This is a genomic window from Polaromonas sp. YR568, assembly GCF_900116715.1.
Taxonomy (GTDB): Bacteria; Pseudomonadota; Gammaproteobacteria; order Burkholderiales; family Burkholderiaceae_C; genus Polaromonas.
Map to the genome: position 1 here is coordinate 147,755 of NZ_FPBM01000008.1, position 16,595 is coordinate 164,349.

The following is a 16,595-nucleotide window of genomic DNA, read 5'->3' on the forward strand; positions in this document are numbered from 1 at the left end:
ATGGAGAACAACATCATGCGCAACGCCATCAAGATTTCCGCCCTTGCCCTGTCCCTCGTGGCTGCGGCTGCCAATGCCCAGTCTGTGCGTATCGAGAAAAACATGTCTCTCGAGCTGGCCAACCAGATCGCCACTGCCAGCGTGGCCGCCTGTGCCGCCAACGGCTATGCCGTCGCCGCCACGGTGGTGGACCGCGCGGGCACCGTGCGCGCCGTGCAGCGTGCCGACAACGCCGGCCCGCACACACTGGCCGCCAGCCAGCAAAAGGCATTTACCTCCGCCTCCGCCAAAAACACCACGCTGGCCATGATGGAGGGTGCGCAAAAGAACCCGGCCGCAGCCAACCTGGTGAACATCCCCGGCTACCTGCTGCTGGGCGGCGGTGTGCCGGTCAAAGTGGGCAATGAAGTGATTGGCGCTGTGGGCATAGGTGGTGCGCCAGGCGGCCACCTCGACGAACAATGCGCCATGGCTGCGCTCGACAAGGTCAAGGACCAGCTCAAGTAAGCAGGTCAACAAGCAAGTACGCAACGCACTCAAGGAGAGCACCATGAACAGGACATCTCTTCATCCATGGCGGAACCTTGTGGCCGCGGCCGCCCTGGGTTTTGCCGCTGTAGCCAGCCACCCAGCCATGGCGCAGACGGCTCCCAGCGCAGCGGAGGCAGCGGCCTATACCGGCCTGCATGCCGCCGCGCAAAAAGGCGACGTGGCCAAGATCGAGCGGCTTGCCGCAGCCAAAGCCGACCTCAACGCGCGCGACGGCAACGGCCGCACGCCGCTGCACGTTGCCGTATTTGCCAAACAGCGCGAGGCGATTCGTGCGCTGGTCAGGGCCGGCGCCGACATCAATCTGCTGGACAAGCACAGGTACGACGGCGTGACGATGGCATCGGTGGCCGACGATGAAGAAACCCTGCGCGTGCTGCTCGCCTCGGGCGCCAGCGCCCGGCTGGTGACCAGCCGCTATGACGGCACGGCGCTGATTGCGGCGGCGCACCTGGGCCATGAGGGCGTGGTGAAGCAGCTGATTGCTGCCGGGGCCCCGCTTGACCATGTGAACAACCTGCACTGGACAGCCGCGATCGAGTCCGTGGTGCTGGGCGACGGCGGGCCACGCCACCAGGAAACCCTGCGCGCGCTGATCGCTGCGGGCGCCAACCTGCAGCTGGGCGACCGGCAGGGCAACACGCCTTTGCAGCTGGCGAAGGCGCGCGGCTACCGTGAGATGGAACAGATGCTGACCAAGGCAGGCGCCCGCTAGGGGCGGGGTCAGGGCGCGTGGGCTTCCCTTGTCTACGCGGGCGGCTTCAAGGCCCGATGCGACAATGGCCGCCGGAGCACAACCCATGACCTACCCGCATTTGATCGTAGCCTCGGTGCTGGCACTGACCGCCGTCACCGCACAGGCGCAAGCCCCCGCAACAGCCTCTCAGCCGGAACCTGTAGCAACCGCCCCAACACCGGCATCGCCTGCCGTGCAGCCCCCCCGGCAGGCCGGCTTTGTCAAAACACTCAAAGGCAATGTGCAAGTACAGGGCCCCGAGGCCAACGCCGTAGCACGGCCTGCCCAGGCCGGCGACCTGCTGCTGCCGGGCGGCCGCATCACGACCGGACCCGACTCCGCCGCCAGCGTGGTGCTGCGCGACGGCACCACGCTGGTGGTCGGACCGTCGTCACAGCTGGACCTCAAGGCCTTCAGCTTTGACGCCACCACGCATGACGGCAACCTGCTGGCTTCGCTGCTCAAAGGCTCGCTGCGCATGATCACCGGGCTGCTGGGCAAGTCGCACCCTGAAGCGGTGCGTGTCGAAACGCAGTTCGCCTTTGTCGGCGTGCGCGGAACGGATTTCATCGTGCAGGCGGACGAGCAGCCATGAGCGCCGGCCGTTTTTACCCTCTTTCAGTTGCCGCGCTGGCCTTGTTGCTGGCGGCATGCTCCACACCCAGCACGCGTGTAGTGCTGCTGCCGCAAGAAGGTGGTGCGCCGTCCGCCGTGGTGGTGCGCGCCAAGGCGGGTGCCGGTGCAGAGACCACCTTGTCGCAACCCTACCACCGCGCCACGGCCGCACTGGGCGCGGAACGCGCGCCGGCGCTGGACCAGGCCGACCCGGCCAAGGTGAAGGCCGAGCACGGCTCCTTATTTGAGATGGCGCCGCCCAAGGCGCAGCACTACACGCTGTACTTCGACGCAGGCGGCACGGTGCTGACCGCCGAGTCGCAGCAGACGCTGGAAGAAGTGCTGGCCGCGGCGCTGGCCCGCAGCGGCGGCGACATGGTGATCACCGGCCACACCGACAGCGTGGGTTCCGGCGCCAGCAACGACACCTTGTCGGCCCAGCGGGCGCAGCAGGTTAGGCAGATGTTTGCGGACCGGCAGTTTCCTGCGGCGCGCATCGAAGCCGCCGGGCGCGGTGAACGTGAACTGGCGGTGCCGACCGCCGATGAAGTCGATGAACCGCGCAACCGGCGCGTCACCATTGAAGTTCGCTGATCGAAAAGCCCTCTAGCCCAATCAGGGCGAGCGCAAGCAGCTCCTGAAAAGATAGCGGGCCGTGGGCCGGCCGGCGTCAGACCAGCTTTAAACCGGCCTTAGGCCAGCGTCACGCGCGCAAACTTGCGCTTGCCGACCTGCAGCACATAGGTGCCGGCCGCCAGCTTGAGCGCCTTGTCGCTCACCACGCTCGAATCAACCCGCACGCCGCCGCCGTCGATCAGGCGCGTGGCTTCGCTGCCCGAAGGCGCCAGGCCCGCGGCCTTGAGCAGCGCGCCAATACCCATGGGCGCGCCTGTCAGCGACACCTCGGGAATCTCGTCCGGCACACCGCCCTTGCTGCGGTTGATGAAGTCCTGCTCGGCGGCGTCGGCTGCGGCAGCCGAGTGAAAGCGCGCGGTGATTTCCTTGGCCAGCGCGACCTTCGCATCCTTGGGGTTGCGCCCGCCTTCCACTTCGGCCTTCAGCGCGGCGATGTCGGCTTCGCTCTTGAAGGACAGCAGGGTGTACCACTTCCACATCAGCACGTCGGAGATCGACAGCACCTTGGCAAACATGGTGTTGGCGTCCTCACTGATGCCGATGTAGTTGTTCTTGCTCTTGGACATCTTCTCGATGCCGTCCAGGCCCTCGAGCAGTGGCATGGTCAAAATGCACTGCGGCTCCTGGCCGTATTCCTGCTGCAGGTGACGGCCCATCAGCAGGTTGAACTTCTGGTCGGTGCCGCCGAGCTCGAGGTCGCTCTTGAGCGCGACCGAGTCGTAGCCCTGCATCAGCGGGTACAAAAACTCGTGCACGCTGATGGGCGTGCCGGCCTTGAAGCGGTCGTTGAAATCGTTGCGCTCCATCATGCGGGCCACGGTGTAGTGCGAAGCCAGCTTGATCATGCCGGTAGCGCCCAGCGGCTCGCTCCATTCGCTGTTGTAGCGCAGCTCGGTCTTGGCCGGGTCCAGGATCTTGTCGGCCTGGGCGCGGTAGGTCTCTGCATTGACCTTGATCTGCTCGGGTGTGAGCGGCGGGCGGGTGGTGTTGCGCCCGGACGGGTCGCCGATCAGGCTGGTGAAGTCGCCTATAAGAAAAATGACTGTATGGCCCAAATCCTGGAGCTGACGCATTTTGTTCAGCACCACGGTGTGGCCGACATGAATGTCAGGCGCGGTCGGATCCAGCCCCAGCTTGACGCGCAGCGGCACGCCGGTGGCCTCGGATTTGGCCAATTTCTGTAACCATTCGTCATGGGGAATCAGCTCTTCGCAGCCCCGCAGGGTGGTTGCGAGGGCCATCTTTACACGGTCGGTGACGGGGTATTTTGTAACAAGCGCTTGATTCATAAGGGTTTTTCACATGTCGGGCGGTTGTCCGACAGATATACTGGCGGCTCTCCTGCATCAGGCGAGCCATTTTAGTTGGCCTGCAAATTGCTGATCTGGAACCACATCGTCTGGATGGCTCCGGCCCCACCCCACCCCTTATGCAGGGCAAGGCTGGCCATCAAAGCTCTCCATGTTTTATACAGCAGTCCGGTGCTCCCGCAGCGCCCGATGCACTTTTGTTGGGAATTTTGCTTTGCGCCTGCCAGAACCCTCCCAGATCCTCACCCCCGTCGCCGACAGCCTTCGCCGCCACCCCAAGCGGGTCGCCGCCACCCTCGCAGTCCTGCTGCTGGGCACAGGTGTCACCGCCTTCGGCGTCGCGCCGCTCGCCCCTGATGCCGCTCTCCTGCCGGTGCGCCAGGTGCTCGAAGCCGTCGAGACCCTGCCCACGCAAGCCCAGGCCGACCTGCTGAGCGATTTCCGCTTCAAGCTGTCGCGCACCGAAAGCACCCGCAGCAGCGACACCGCCGACACCCTGCTCAAGCGCCTGAACATCGACGACAGCGCGGCAGCGGCCTTCCTGCGCACCGACGCCAACGCCCGCACGCTGCTCGCAGGCCGCGCCGGCAAGAACGTCACGGTGGAAGCCAGCGATAGCCAGCAACTCCTCAAGCTCAGCATGCGCTGGCCCACCGACGATGAAACCCTGTTCAAGCGCCTCGTGGTTGAACGTGGCGCGGCCGGCTTCACCTCGCGCATTGAAACCGCGCCTTACGTCGCCAACGCACGCCTCTCCAGCGGCAGCATCCAGACATCGCTGTTCGCCGCCACCGACGACGCCCGCATCCCCGACGGCGTGGCCGTGCAGATCGCCGAGATTTTCTCCAGCGACATCGACTTCCGCCGCGCACTGCGCAAGGGCGACCGCTTCAACGTGGTTTATGAAAGCCTGGAAGCCGACGGTGAGCCACTGCGCACCGGCCGCGTGCTCTCGGCCGAATTCGTCAACGCCGGCAAGGCCTACCAGGCCATGTGGTTCCAGCCTCCGGGCGTGGACGCCACCGGCGCCGCCAACAAGGGCGGCTACTACACACTAGACGGCCAGAGCCTGCGCCGCGCCTACCTGAGCTCGCCGGTCGAGTTCTCGCGCATCAGCAGCGGCTTTTCGATGCGCTTTCACCCCATCCTGCAAAAATGGCGCGCCCACCTGGGCACCGACTTTGCCGCCACCACCGGCACGCCCGCACGCACCGTGGGCGACGGCATCGTCGAGTTTTCCGGCGTGCAGAACGGCTACGGCAATGTGGTTTTCGTCAAGCACCGCAACGGCCACGAAACCGTCTACGCCCACCTGAGCAAACTCATGGTGCAAAAAGGCCAGAGCGTCAGCCAGGGCCAGACCATCGGTTTGGTCGGCAGCACCGGCTGGGCCACCGGCCCCCACCTGCATTTCGAGTTCCGCGTCAACGGCGTCCACCAGGACCCGATGATGATCGCCAAGCAGAGCGAGACCATTCCGGTTGCGGCCACGTCCATGCCGCTCTTCCGTGAACTTGCCGCAGGCGTGAAGACCCAACTGCTTGCAGCCGCAACAATCACACAAACGCGCGCCGAATAACACAGCGCTAGCCATGAGCCTCCCCTACCAGCATGAGCCGCGGAACCGGCTTTGCCGGGCCGGACGGCGGGCGGCCCCCTCGGGGGGCAGGGAGCTACACGAAGTGAGCGACCGTGGGGGCTAACCTTTTTATTGGCCTGATGTCAGGCACTTCGCTCGACGGCGCCGACGGCGTGCTGGTGGATTTTTCGGGCGGCGCCTTGCGCGTGATTGCTGCCGCCGCCGAACCCTTCAGCAACCCTTTTCGCGCCGAGCTGCTGGCGCTGAACTCCCCCACCCACAACGAACTGCACCGCGCTGCCGTCGCCGGCAACCAGGTCGCCGCGGTGTATGCCCAGGTCGTGCACGCCCTGCTCGCCCAAGCGGGCATCCAGCCCTCGCAGATACAGGCCATAGGCGCCCACGGCCAGACGGTGCGTCACCAGCCCCAGAGAACGTCTGGTGAGCCCGCAGGCGCGGGCTACACACTCCAGCTCAACAACCCCGCCCTGCTGGCCGAGCTCACAGGCATTGATGTGGCGGCCGACTTCCGCAGCCGCGATGTGGCGGCGGGCGGCCAGGGCGCGCCGCTGGTGCCGGCATTTCATCAGGGCGTGTTTGGCAGTACCAACGCCACTGTGTGTGTGCTCAACCTCGGGGGCATTTCCAATCTCAGCGTGTTGCCACAAGCAGCGTCATCACCGGTGCTGGGCTTTGACTGCGGACCGGGCAATGCGCTGATGGACGCCTGGTGCGAACAGCACACCGGCCAGCCCTATGACGCCGGTGGCGCCTGGGCGGCCAGCGGCAAGCTATTGCCTGAGTTGCTGGCCAGCTTGCTGGACGAGCCTTATTTTTCGCAGCCCATCCCCAAAAGCACGGGGCGCGACCTTTTCAGCCTGAGCTGGCTGGCCAACAAGCTGAAGCCTTTCGCGGCGGCGCGGCCCGAAGATGTGCAGAACACTTTGGCCGAATTCACCGCCAGCGCCTGTGTGGACAGCGTGAAGCGCTACGGAAAAGAAAGCACGTCACTCATTGTGTGCGGCGGCGGTGCGTTCAACACGCACCTGCTGGCGCGCCTGCAGGCTGGCTTGCCCCAGGTGCGTGTCAGCACCTCCGATGCGCATGGTTTGCCGCCCCTGCAAGTCGAAGCTGCGGCTTTTGCCTGGCTGGCGCAGCAAGTGGTTTTACGAAAGCCCGGTAATTTGCCGAGTGTGACGGGGGCCAAAGGCTTGAGGGTGTTGGGGGCGGTTTACCCGGCTTGAGCGGGCAGCAGACAGGCTCTACCCCTGCCCGGAAGCCTCGGTAACCTCAGCCTTCTTCACCGCCCTCACCTCCGGCGAGAGTTGCCAGAAAATCCCCGCCGATGCCAGCGTGATCAGCCCCATCGCGGCAAAGGTTGCCTGGAAGGAATGCAGCGTCTGCACCGCCTCACCGGTGCCGAAGAAGCCGGTGAAAGCGGCCAGCACCGCACCGGCGGCGGCCACGCCCATGCTCATCGCCAGCATCTGCACCATGGACAGCAGGCTGTTGCCGCTGCTGGCCATGCCGCTGTCCAGGTCGCGCAGGGTGACGGTGTTCATCGCGGTGAACTGCATTGAATTGACCGCGCCAAAACAGGCCAGCTGCAGGATATGCAGCCACAGCGGCTGGGCCGGTGTGATGAAGGCAAAGCTTGCCATCGTCAGCCCCACCAGCGCGGTGTTGGTCACCAGCACCTTGCGGTAGCCGTAGCGCGTGATGAGTGGCGTGGTCACGCGTTTTGTCAGCATGCTGGCCACGGCGACCGGCACCATCATCATCCCGGCCTGAAGCGGCGAATAATCCAGGCTGACCTGCAGCACCAGCGGCACCAGAAAAGGCATGCATGAGCTGCCCAGGCGCGAAAACAAATTGCCCAGCAAACCGATGCTGAGCGTGGGAATGGAAAACAGCTTGGGCGAAAACAGCGGGTCGGGCCGCTTGGCTGCGTGCAGCCAGTAGGCAGTGAGGCTGGCCATGCCGAACACCAGCAGCACCAGCACGCTGGCCTGCTTCAAGCCCAGGCCCGACAGCCCATCAACCGCCAGCGACACCGCCACCATGCCGAAGGCCAGGAAGAGGTAACCCGGCAGGTCAAAGCGCGGCACATTCATCCGGGGGTTGTCCTGCATATAGAACACCGTGGCCACAGCGCCCAGCAAGCCGACCGGGATGTTGATCAGGAAGACCCAATGCCAGGTCGCCACCTGGACCAGCCAGCCGCCCAGCGTGGGGCCGATCAGCGGGCCGACCAGGCCGGGGATGGCGATAAAACTCATGGCCTGCAAAAAGCGCTCGCGCGGAAAGGCGCGCAACACGGCCAGCCGCCCCACCGGCAGCAGCAGCGCCCCGCCCATGCCCTGCACCACCCGCGCCGCGACCAGCTGCATCAGGTTGCTGGACATCGCGCAGGCAATTGAGCCGAGGACAAAGAGCGAAATTGCCCCCACATACACCCGCCGCGTGCCGAAGCGGTCGGCGATCCAGCCGGAGGCGGGAATCAGCATGGCCATGGTGAGCGAGTACGCCACCACGACGGACTGCATGCGCAGCGGGCTTTCGCCAAAGCTGTGCGCCATGGCCGGCAAGGTGGTGTTGACGATGGTGGCGTCCAGCGTCTGCATGAAAAAGCCGATGGCCACCAGCCACAGCAACATGCGCAATGATTTTTCTTCAGCTTGCATAAATGAATGATGCGAAAGGGCGACGATGGTTCATCGCGTTGAAATGAAGAAAAGCAAAGAAGACGAAGAAGACAAAAAAGACAAAGAAGAAGGCCAGACAGCAAAAAGCCGCCTCAGGGGCGGCTTTTAAATCGGGCACCGGATGCGCCTCAGGCAGAGAAGCTGGATCCGCAGCCGCAGGTGCTGGTGGCGTTGGGGTTCTTGATGACGAACTGGGCGCCTTCGAGGTCGTCCTTGTAATCAATCTCGGCGCCCACCAGGTACTGGTAGCTCATGGCGTCGATCAGCAGCGACACGCCATTTTTGGTCATGGTGGTGTCGTCTTCGTTGGTGATTTCGTCAAAGGTGAAACCGTACTGGAAGCCGGAGCAGCCGCCACCCTGCACAAACACGCGCAGCTTCAGGTCGGGATTGCCTTCTTCGGCGATCAGCTCAGCCACTTTGGACGCGGCGCTGTCGGTAAAGACAAAGGGCGCGGGCATTTCGGTAGGGATAACTTCGGCAACAGCACTCATGGGGAACTCCAATAATCAAGGCATCACGCAGCTTGGGGCTTCGCGATTCGAAGCTTTCAGGCTCTGGCGGCAGGTATGGGCGAATACTACAGCAGTTCGATCAACCATAACGCCCATGCGTGTTAGGCGCCGCCGCCTCTTTGTAAGCACTCACTCACCAAACTGAGCCTGTGCACTCAGATATTGTTGGCCGCCAGCTTGAGCGTGGGCTTTTCTTCCAGCTCAGGGTGGGTGGTGGGGCGCAACTGTCCAAAGATGACGGCGCCCTGGTGCATTTCAAGCGCCTTGTAAGACACGTCGCCCTCGATCTTGGCCTTGGGCTGCAGCTCGAGCAGTTCGGAGGCATGGACGGGGCCCAGAACGCGGCCATTGATGATCACATGGTCGGCGTGGATATAACCGGTCACGGTGGCGGATTCACTGATCACCAGGATGCTGGAGCTGCCTTCGGCGGCGCGGATGTCGCCGACCACTTCGCCGTCGATGCGCAGGCCGTCGGTGAACTTCAGGTTGCCTTCAATACAGCTGCCCTGGGCAATCAGGCTTTTGATGGGCGGCTGCTTCTTTTTTCCAAACATAAACGGATTTCCTGTGGCAGGGCGTCGGTAAACGCGGGTGGACGGGCGGGGAATTGGGTGGCTGGAATCAGAGTTTGACAGTCTGGGTTGACCTGACTGCCGTCCCTTCAATGACCTTAGCTGTAACAGTTTGTACCACGGCTTGGGGGGGCAAGTCGAGGACACCTTCCACGCGCCGGTACTGTTTGAACTGTAAAGTTTGCGGACCTCCGGGCAAAGTTAACGTCCAGGGCTTCCCGGCTTGCGTGCCATGGAGCGTCAGGTCCAGTTTTCCATTGAAATTCGGGGCGTCTTTGACGGCCTGGATCACCAGAACCTGCCATTTGAGCTGGGTGTCCGACAGTTTTTCAGCCTGCAGGCTGCGGATGGTGGCCACTTCGGCGCTGCCGGCCGGCAGCAGCTTCTCAAAAAAGCCCAGGTCGTCGCGCAGGCTGCGGTTGTCGCTTTCCAGCTGCCTGATCTGGCTCATCATCTTGTCCTGCGCGGCCTTTTCGGCGGTCAGCAGGCTGCCCGAGGTATTGGCGATCGACTGGGCCTTGTCGCGGTCGGCGCGCAGCGTGGCCAGTTCCTGCCGCAGCATGACCAGCTCTTCCTTGCTGGTGGTGTCCGTGCCGGTAATGCCTTTGCCGAATTCAAAAGCCCAGAGGGCAATCGCGCCGGAAAACCCCAGCATCAGGGCGCCGGCGATCCAGCGCAAGGGCCAGGGGAGCGAGCTGCGCACTGACATGCGCGGAGAACTGATCGTCAGGCGGCGGCGAAACAGGCGAAATTTCAAAAGAGGCCCTGCAGTTTTCGGTTCGAGAGCGTGCATTGTGCATGCAGACAAGGTCTATGCAAGCCCAAAAACCGGCCTGCCCGGTAAAGCCCGGGTAAGCGTTTGCATCCGGGTAATCAATAAGAAAGCTTTTCGCCCGCTTTGAACCGCGCCGCTGCCCGAAAAGGATTCAAACGGAGCCGAACACACCCGAAAAAGCATGAAAACAGAAGCCCCATGAAAAAAGCCGCCAGGCACAAACCAGGCGGCTTTTTTGGGGAGCGAAGCGGCTAAATGTCGAATTAGCGCTTGCTGAACTGCTTGCGACGGCGAGCTGAGCGGAAACCGACCTTTTTACGTTCGACTTCACGTGCATCACGGGTCACAAAGCCAGCCTGGCTCAGGGCCGGCTTGAGCGTTGCGTCGTAATCGATCAGGGCACGGGTGATACCGTGGCGCACTGCACCGGCCTGGCCGGACTCGCCGCCGCCGTGGACGTTGACCATGATGTCAAACGTCTCGACGTGGTTCGTCAGAAACAGGGGTTGGCGGCAGATCATGATCGAGGTTTCACGACCGAAGAACACCTGGATGTCACGGTCATTGATCGTGATCTTGCCGGTGCCTTTTTTGATAAACACACGGGCGACGCTGGATTTGCGACGGCCGGTGCCATTGTTCCATTCACCAATCATCAATGGCTCCTTAGATGTCCAGCACTTTAGGCTGTTGGGCGGTATGCGGGTGCTCTGCACCACCGTACACCTTGAGTTTCTTGATCATGGCGTAGCCGAGCGGGCCCTTGGGCAGCATGCCCTTGACGGCTTTTTCCAAAGCGCGGCCGGGGTGCTTGGCTTGCATGTCGCGGAAGTTGGTGGCAGTGATGCCGCCTGGATATCCGGAATGGCGATAGTAGATTTTGTCAGTCGACTTGGCGCCGGTGACGCGCAGCTGGGCTGCATTGATGATGACGATGAAGTCACCGGTATCGACGTGAGGCGTATAAATGGCCTTGTGTTTGCCGCGCAAACGGAGAGCAACTTCGCTGGCTACTCGTCCGAGGACCTTGTCGGTCGCGTCAATCACAAACCACTCGTGCGTCACGTCAGCGGGTTTTGCGCTGAACGTTTTCATGAGTTTTCTTTCGAAAAATGGTTTGTCGGGTTCTTTTCTGCGGTCGGTGTTCTTCTGATGAGAACCTCTTAGGCAGTATTTTCTAGCCCTGCCGCGGAACCACTAGGCGCTGCAGAGCCCTCGATTATATGAAAAATCAAGGACTTGCGTCAATATTCAGGCTGTTTTGGGGCACTTTCCCCCGTCAAGAAGGTAGGATAGCCCCATGTTTTCCTATCGCCACGCCTTTCACGCCGGCAACCATGCCGATGTGCTCAAGCACACCACGCTGATCGCGTTGATGAAGTACCTGACCCAGAAAGACACGGCCCTGACCGTGATCGACACCCATGCGGGTGCAGGCCTCTACCGCCTTGACGGCGATTACACCGAAACCAGCGGCGAGGCCCAGGAAGGCATTTTCAGGCTGCTTTCCCCACCGGTTTCCGATTCGAAACCGGCCCCAGCCCAATCACAGCGTGCGCAAGCAGCTCCTAAAACCGTAGCAAATCCCGCTACCACCAAACCGGCCAAAACCCCGGCAACCTGGGCCCCCGCCCTGCAGGACTACATCGACCTGCTGCGCGGCCTGAACCCCCAGTTCGCCGAAACCGGCGACCTGGCGCACCTGAAAATCTACCCCGGCTCGCCGTTTATCGAGCAGCAATTCCTCAGCGGGCGCGACAAACTCAAGCTGTTTGAGCTGCACCCGACCGACTTCAAGTCGCTTTCCGGCAACATCGAGCAACTGGGCGTCGGCCGCCAGGTCGCCGTGGCCCGTGAAGACGGCTTTGAGGCCCTGAAAACCTTTCTCCCCCCGCCGGCCCGCCGCGCCATGGTGCTGTGCGACCCCAGCTATGAGATGAAAAGCGACTACGGCCGCGTGGCCACCTGCATGGCGGATGCCCTCAAGCGCTTTGCGACCGGCACTTATGTGGTCTGGTACCCCATCATTCCGCGGCCTGAGGCCCATGATTTGCCGCGCAAACTCAAAACCCTGGCCGTCAAAAGCGGGCGGAGTTGGTTAAACGCCGCTTTAACCGTCAAATCGAGCAAGTTAACAACAGATACCAGCGGAGAGGTGATCCGGCCTGGCCTGCCCGCCAGCGGCATGTTTGTTATCAATCCGCCCCACACGCTCAAAGCCAACCTGCAGGAAGCCCTGCCGCAAATGGTCGCGCTGCTGGGGCAGGACCGCAACGCCGGCTTCACGCTGGAACACGGCGGCTGAGCGTCGCGGCTTCACCGTCAGTGCCCCAACGCCGGCGCGTCGGGTCCAAGCACGTTTGCAGCGGCACGCTCTTGTGTTTTCATGTCTTTACCGCCGCAGTGAGTTGTGGCAAGGTTGCCTGTAACTTTTCTTGTGCCCGGCACCACCTTCACCCCTCCCAATTCCACCGGCGTTTCACGACCTCATGCCCGCTCAGGCCCAAACCATCCCTCCAGCCACCGCCGGCGCGGCGGGCCAGGGGCTGCGTGCCAACGACAAATCACCCGGCCAGACGATGACGGCGCAAGAAATGGAAGCCGAAATCGCCCGCCAGGTCGCGCTGCGCACCCGCGAGCTCAGCGCCTCGCTGGCGCGCTACCAGACCATGGTCGACCTGGCGACCGAAAACATCTGCGTCGGCCAGGACGGCCTGCTGCGCTTTGCCAACCCGCCCTGCCTGGCCTTGCTGGGCACGCAGGCCGCCACCATGGCCAGCCGGCCCATGATCGAGTTCATCCACCCGGAAGACCGCGAGTTTGTCTCCGGCAAGCACAAGCTGCGTGCCGCCGGCAACTTCGTCCCGGCCTTTGAGGCACGCTTTCAGCGCGACGACGGCACGGTGTCCTGGGTGGAAATCGCCGGCGTACTGGTGGACTGGGAGGGCGCGCCGGCGGACCTGTTTTTCCTGAAAGACGTCACCGAGCGCAAAAAGCTCGAGGCGCAGACCCGCTCCGCCGCCGAGCGTTACCGGGCGGTGGTGGAAAACGTCAACGACGTCATCCTGGTGGTGCAAAAAGGCATCGTGCGCTTTTCCAACGCCAGCGCGCAGGCCATGTTCAATCACACGCTCACCGGCCAGCCTTCGCTGCATTTGATCCACCCCGACGACCGGCCCATGGTGCAGCGCCAGCGCGAGCTGATGCAGTCGGGCACCCTGGTCAGCGCTTATGAGGCACGCTTCATCACGCCGCCGTCCGAAGCCATGGCGCCGGATTTGCGCACCGGCTGGGCCAGCATCTACGGCACACGCATCGAATGGGATGGCGAGCCCGCGCTGCTGGTGCTGATGTCCGACATCAGCGAACGCCGCCGCCTGGACGAAGAACTCAAGAGCGCGCTGACGCAGCGCGAAGCCATCCTGGAGACCACCGCCGTCGGCGTCACCTTCCTCAAGGGCCGGCGCCACCAGTGGCTTAATCGCACGCTGGCCACCATGCTGGGCTACAGCCCGGCCGAGTTGCTGGGCCAGGAAACACGCGTGCATTACCCCAGCGACGAAGACTTCGAGCGCATAGGCGCCCTCGCCTATGCGCAGATCATGCAAACAGGCCTCTTCTCGGCCGAGGCGCGCATGCGCCGCAAAAACGGCGAACTGATCTGGGTGCAGCTCGATGGCTCGGCGCTGGACCGCAGCCAGCCCGAAGAAGGCTCGGTCTGGACCTATGTCGATATCACGCGCCGCAAAGAGGCCGACGAGGAAACCCGGCGCGCGCTGGTGCGCGAGCGCGAGCTGGGCGAGCTCAAAACCCGCTTCGTCTCGATGGCCTCGCACGAGTTCCGCACGCCACTGGCGACGATTCTTTCGTCGGCCGAATTGATAGAGCACTACGGAGAGAAGATCACCCACAGCGAGCGCCAGGACATCATGGCCGACCTGGTGGTGGCTGTTAAACGCATGCAGGGCATGCTGGAAGACATGCTCACCGTCGGCCAGGCCGATGCCGGCAAGCTCAGGCTCAACGTCAAGCCGCTGGACATCGCCGCGCTGTGCCGCAAGCTCGTGACCGAGATGCACACCAGCGACGCCGGCCAGCACGCCATCGAATTTGAAGCGCCCGTCGGCCACAAGGCGTTTTCGCAGCTGGTCATGCTCGATGAGCGGCTGATCCGGCACATCGCCAGCAACCTGCTGGCCAACGCCTGCAAATACTCGCCCGCCGGCAGCGTGGTGGTGCTGACGCTGGACCGCCTGCCGGGCCAATCCGGCGACCACCTGATCCTGCAGGTCAGCGACGAAGGCATAGGCATACCCACGGCAGACCTGCCGCGCCTCTTCGAGAGTTTTCACCGCGGCTCCAATGTGGGCAACCGGCAGGGCTCCGGGCTGGGCCTGGCCATCGTGAAGCACGCTGTCGACCTGCACCACGGCAAAATTGAGGTGGCCAGCATGCCGGGAGCCGGCACCCGGTTCACCGTCAGCCTGCCGCTTTCCTGAGGACCTCCATGACCCTGATCCTGATCGTTGAAGACGACGACGCCATCCGCAACAACATCGTGCGGCTGCTCAAGCTGGAAGGCTTTGAGACGGCTGCGGCGCCCGACGGCCGGCAGGGCCTGGAGCTCGCCCGCAGCAGCCGCCCCGACCTCATCATCTCCGACGTCGGCATGCCCGGCATGAACGGCTTTGAATTGCTGGACGCAGTGCGCGCCGACCGGGTGCTCGTCAACACCCCCTTCATGCTGCTGACCGCGCTGGACGACCGCGAAAGCATGCGGCGCGGCATGACGGCCGGCGCCGACGACTACCTCTCCAAGCCCTTTAACCGCGCCGAGCTGCTCGACGCCGTCAACGCGCAGCTCAAGAAAAAGCAGCGGGTGCGCGAAGCCATCGACTCCGGTGTGGCCGCCGGTGAAGAACGCCTGCGCGCCGCCTTTGCCAGCCGCATCAGCGGCGGGCGGCCCGCCGAGGTGCCCATCGACATCCCGCCCAGCGCGGAGACCGAAGAACTCTCCAGCGCCACCGTGCTGGTCGCCAGCATCCGCAACTTCACGTCGCTGGCTGAAAAGCTCAATGCCGCGGAAGTCTCCCTGCTGCTGACCGAGTACTTCGAGCGGACCTCCGAGTCGGTGCTGAAAAACAGCGGGCGGCACATCAAGTTCATCGGCGACGGCCTGATGGCGGTGTTCTCCGACACCCTCACCGGCTCGCCCCTGCCGGCGTCACGCCGCGCCATCTCCGCCGCCCTGGCCATGGCGCTGGCCACGCACGAGTTCCGGGACTGGCTCAACCAGCGCTTTGGCGAGCGCGCCCTGCCACCTTTTGCCATGGGTGTGGGTATTCACAGCGGGGCAGTCACACTGTGCCAGCTGGGTGCGCAGCAAACCCGCGAGCTCACGCCCGTCGGCGAGACCGTGACGCTGGCCGCGCGCCTTGAAAGCGCGTCTGAGGAAATGGGCTGGACGGTGATGGCCAGCGAGCACACGCTGGGCCAGGCCGGCCCCGGCATCGAAACAGGCACCCACACTTCGCTGGTAGTGCCCGGCAAGAACCTCGCCATCGATGTGGCGGAAGTCACGGGCCTGGTCACCACCATGGAAGACAAGATCCACGGCATGGCCAGCCTGACCGAACGCGCCGGCGAAATCAGCGATGCCGTGCGGGCCAACTCCGACATCACCGCGCGGGCCGTCAAGAGCGCGCTGGACTCCAAGCTGTCGGCGCTCAAGGGCCTGCGCTTTGACGCCAACACCGAGCCTGTGCGCCTGAAGGGCTACCGCATCACACGCAAGATAGGCGCCGGCGGCATGACCGAGGTCTACCTCAGCGAGCGTGAATCCGACGGCCTGCCCATCGTGCTCAAGGTGCTCGATTCACGCGGCCAGGAGGCCTCCGAGCACCTGGTGCGCTTCATCCAGGAATACGCCCTGCTCTGCAAGATCGACCACCCGCACGTCATCAAGATTTATGACCAGGGCTTCACCGACGAGCACGCCTACATCGCGATGGAATATTTTGAATGCGGCGACCTGCGCGGCCTCTTCGGCCCCAACCTGGCGCGCGAGCAGGCCGTCACGGTCGCGCGGCAGATCGCCGAGGCGCTGTCCGCGATCCACGAGCACGGCATCGTCCACCGCGACATCAAGCCGGAAAATGTCATGCTGCGCGCCGACGGCAGTGTGGCGCTGGCCGACTTCGGCATTGCCAAGTCGATGCTGCAGGCCCACAGCATGGGCCTGACGCAGACCCACCACGGCGATGTGGTGGGCACGCCCTATTACATGAGCCCCGAACAGGCCACCGGCCGCAAAGTCACGGCGCAGTCCGACCTCTACAGCCTGGGCGTGATGTTCTTCGAAATGCTCGCCCACAGGCGGCCCTACATCGCCGAGTCACTCGAGCTGCTGCTGGCCAAACACCTGAACGCCGAAACCCCGCCGCTGCCGCCCCAGCATGTCGCCATGCAGGGCATCGTCAACAAGCTCATGGCCAAAAATCCGAATCACCGCTACGAGTCCGCCGCGGCCTTTCTCGACGACCTGAACCTGGTGGCGCCACCCGCACCTGAGATCAGCCTGTAAACAGCGCAGCCACCCGT

General features: G+C 63.6%; 16 protein-coding genes. 9 read left to right on the forward strand and 7 right to left on the reverse strand.

Annotation, left to right across the window (positions count from 1 at the left end):
• The 4 genes from BM408_RS17020 to BM408_RS17035 all read left to right on the forward strand — a co-directional run bounded on the left by BM408_RS17020 (position 1) and on the right by BM408_RS17035 (position 2,494).
• The gene (locus BM408_RS17020) at positions 1-507 is read left to right on the forward strand and encodes a GlcG/HbpS family heme-binding protein (RefSeq protein WP_371327024.1); all 507 of its coding nucleotides are present in this window, start codon (positions 1-3) and stop codon (positions 505-507) included.
• Positions 508-550: 43 nt separating this feature from the next.
• Positions 551-1,264: an ankyrin repeat domain-containing protein gene (locus tag BM408_RS17025; protein WP_092131255.1), complete on the forward strand. Its 714-nt coding sequence runs from the start codon at positions 551-553 to the stop codon at positions 1,262-1,264.
• An 85-nt stretch (positions 1,265-1,349) separates the two neighbouring features.
• Complete coding sequence (locus BM408_RS17030; RefSeq protein ID WP_092131257.1) at positions 1,350-1,880, forward strand: FecR family protein; 531 nt, start codon at positions 1,350-1,352, stop codon at positions 1,878-1,880.
• The gene (locus tag BM408_RS17035) at positions 1,877-2,494 is read left to right on the forward strand and encodes an OmpA family protein (RefSeq protein ID WP_092131259.1); all 618 of its coding nucleotides are present in this window, start codon (positions 1,877-1,879) and stop codon (positions 2,492-2,494) included. Before BM408_RS17030 ends, BM408_RS17035 begins: the two co-directional genes overlap by 4 nt.
• Before the next feature lie 98 nt (positions 2,495-2,592).
• Here the strand turns inward: BM408_RS17035 and tyrS are convergent, their stop codons facing one another.
• On the reverse strand, positions 2,593-3,825 hold the full coding sequence (gene tyrS / locus BM408_RS17040; RefSeq protein ID WP_092131260.1) for a tyrosine--tRNA ligase: 1,233 nt from the start codon (positions 3,823-3,825) through the stop codon (positions 2,593-2,595).
• Positions 3,826-4,060: 235 nt separating this feature from the next.
• Between tyrS and BM408_RS17045 the strand changes: the two genes are divergently transcribed.
• A complete protein-coding gene (locus tag BM408_RS17045) occupies positions 4,061-5,425 on the forward strand; it encodes a M23 family metallopeptidase (protein ID WP_092131262.1) in 1,365 nt (454 codons plus the stop codon).
• A 113-nt stretch (positions 5,426-5,538) separates the two neighbouring features.
• A complete protein-coding gene (locus BM408_RS17050) occupies positions 5,539-6,669 on the forward strand; it encodes an anhydro-N-acetylmuramic acid kinase (RefSeq protein ID WP_092131264.1) in 1,131 nt (376 codons plus the stop codon).
• A gap of 18 nt (positions 6,670-6,687) precedes the next feature.
• Here BM408_RS17050 and mdtD read toward each other — a convergent pair whose 3' ends face one another.
• The 6 genes from mdtD to rplM all read right to left on the reverse strand — a co-directional run bounded on the left by mdtD (position 6,688) and on the right by rplM (position 11,090).
• A complete protein-coding gene (gene mdtD / locus BM408_RS17055) occupies positions 6,688-8,109 on the reverse strand; it encodes a multidrug transporter subunit MdtD (protein ID WP_092131266.1) in 1,422 nt (473 codons plus the stop codon).
• A gap of 149 nt (positions 8,110-8,258) precedes the next feature.
• Positions 8,259-8,624: an iron-sulfur cluster insertion protein ErpA gene (erpA, locus tag BM408_RS17060; protein ID WP_092131267.1), complete on the reverse strand. Its 366-nt coding sequence runs from the start codon at positions 8,622-8,624 to the stop codon at positions 8,259-8,261.
• Positions 8,625-8,800: 176 nt separating this feature from the next.
• Positions 8,801-9,202 carry a bactofilin family protein gene (locus tag BM408_RS17065; protein ID WP_092131269.1) on the reverse strand — a complete coding sequence of 134 codons (402 nt, stop codon included), beginning with the start codon at positions 9,200-9,202 and terminating at the stop codon, positions 8,801-8,803.
• Positions 9,203-9,269: 67 nt separating this feature from the next.
• On the reverse strand, positions 9,270-9,977 hold the full coding sequence (locus BM408_RS17070; RefSeq protein ID WP_092131271.1) for a DUF6776 family protein: 708 nt from the start codon (positions 9,975-9,977) through the stop codon (positions 9,270-9,272).
• A gap of 281 nt (positions 9,978-10,258) precedes the next feature.
• Positions 10,259-10,651 (reverse strand): 30S ribosomal protein S9, encoded by a 393-nt coding sequence (gene rpsI / locus BM408_RS17075; RefSeq protein WP_007867568.1) that lies wholly within the window; start codon positions 10,649-10,651, stop codon positions 10,259-10,261.
• 10 nt (positions 10,652-10,661) lie between these two features.
• Positions 10,662-11,090 (reverse strand): 50S ribosomal protein L13, encoded by a 429-nt coding sequence (rplM, locus tag BM408_RS17080; RefSeq protein ID WP_007867557.1) that lies wholly within the window; start codon positions 11,088-11,090, stop codon positions 10,662-10,664.
• A 205-nt stretch (positions 11,091-11,295) separates the two neighbouring features.
• On the opposite strand from rplM, the gene BM408_RS17085 reads away from it, so the two are divergent.
• From BM408_RS17085 to BM408_RS17095, 3 genes are all read left to right on the forward strand, one after another.
• Positions 11,296-12,300 carry a 23S rRNA (adenine(2030)-N(6))-methyltransferase RlmJ gene (locus tag BM408_RS17085; RefSeq protein WP_092131273.1) on the forward strand — a complete coding sequence of 335 codons (1,005 nt, stop codon included), beginning with the start codon at positions 11,296-11,298 and terminating at the stop codon, positions 12,298-12,300.
• 184 nt (positions 12,301-12,484) lie between these two features.
• A complete protein-coding gene (locus BM408_RS17090; RefSeq protein ID WP_092131275.1) occupies positions 12,485-14,494 on the forward strand; it encodes a sensor histidine kinase in 2,010 nt (669 codons plus the stop codon).
• 8 nt (positions 14,495-14,502) lie between these two features.
• Complete coding sequence (locus BM408_RS17095) at positions 14,503-16,578, forward strand: protein kinase domain-containing protein (RefSeq protein WP_092131277.1); 2,076 nt, start codon at positions 14,503-14,505, stop codon at positions 16,576-16,578.
• Positions 16,579-16,595: the final 17 nt, after the last annotated feature.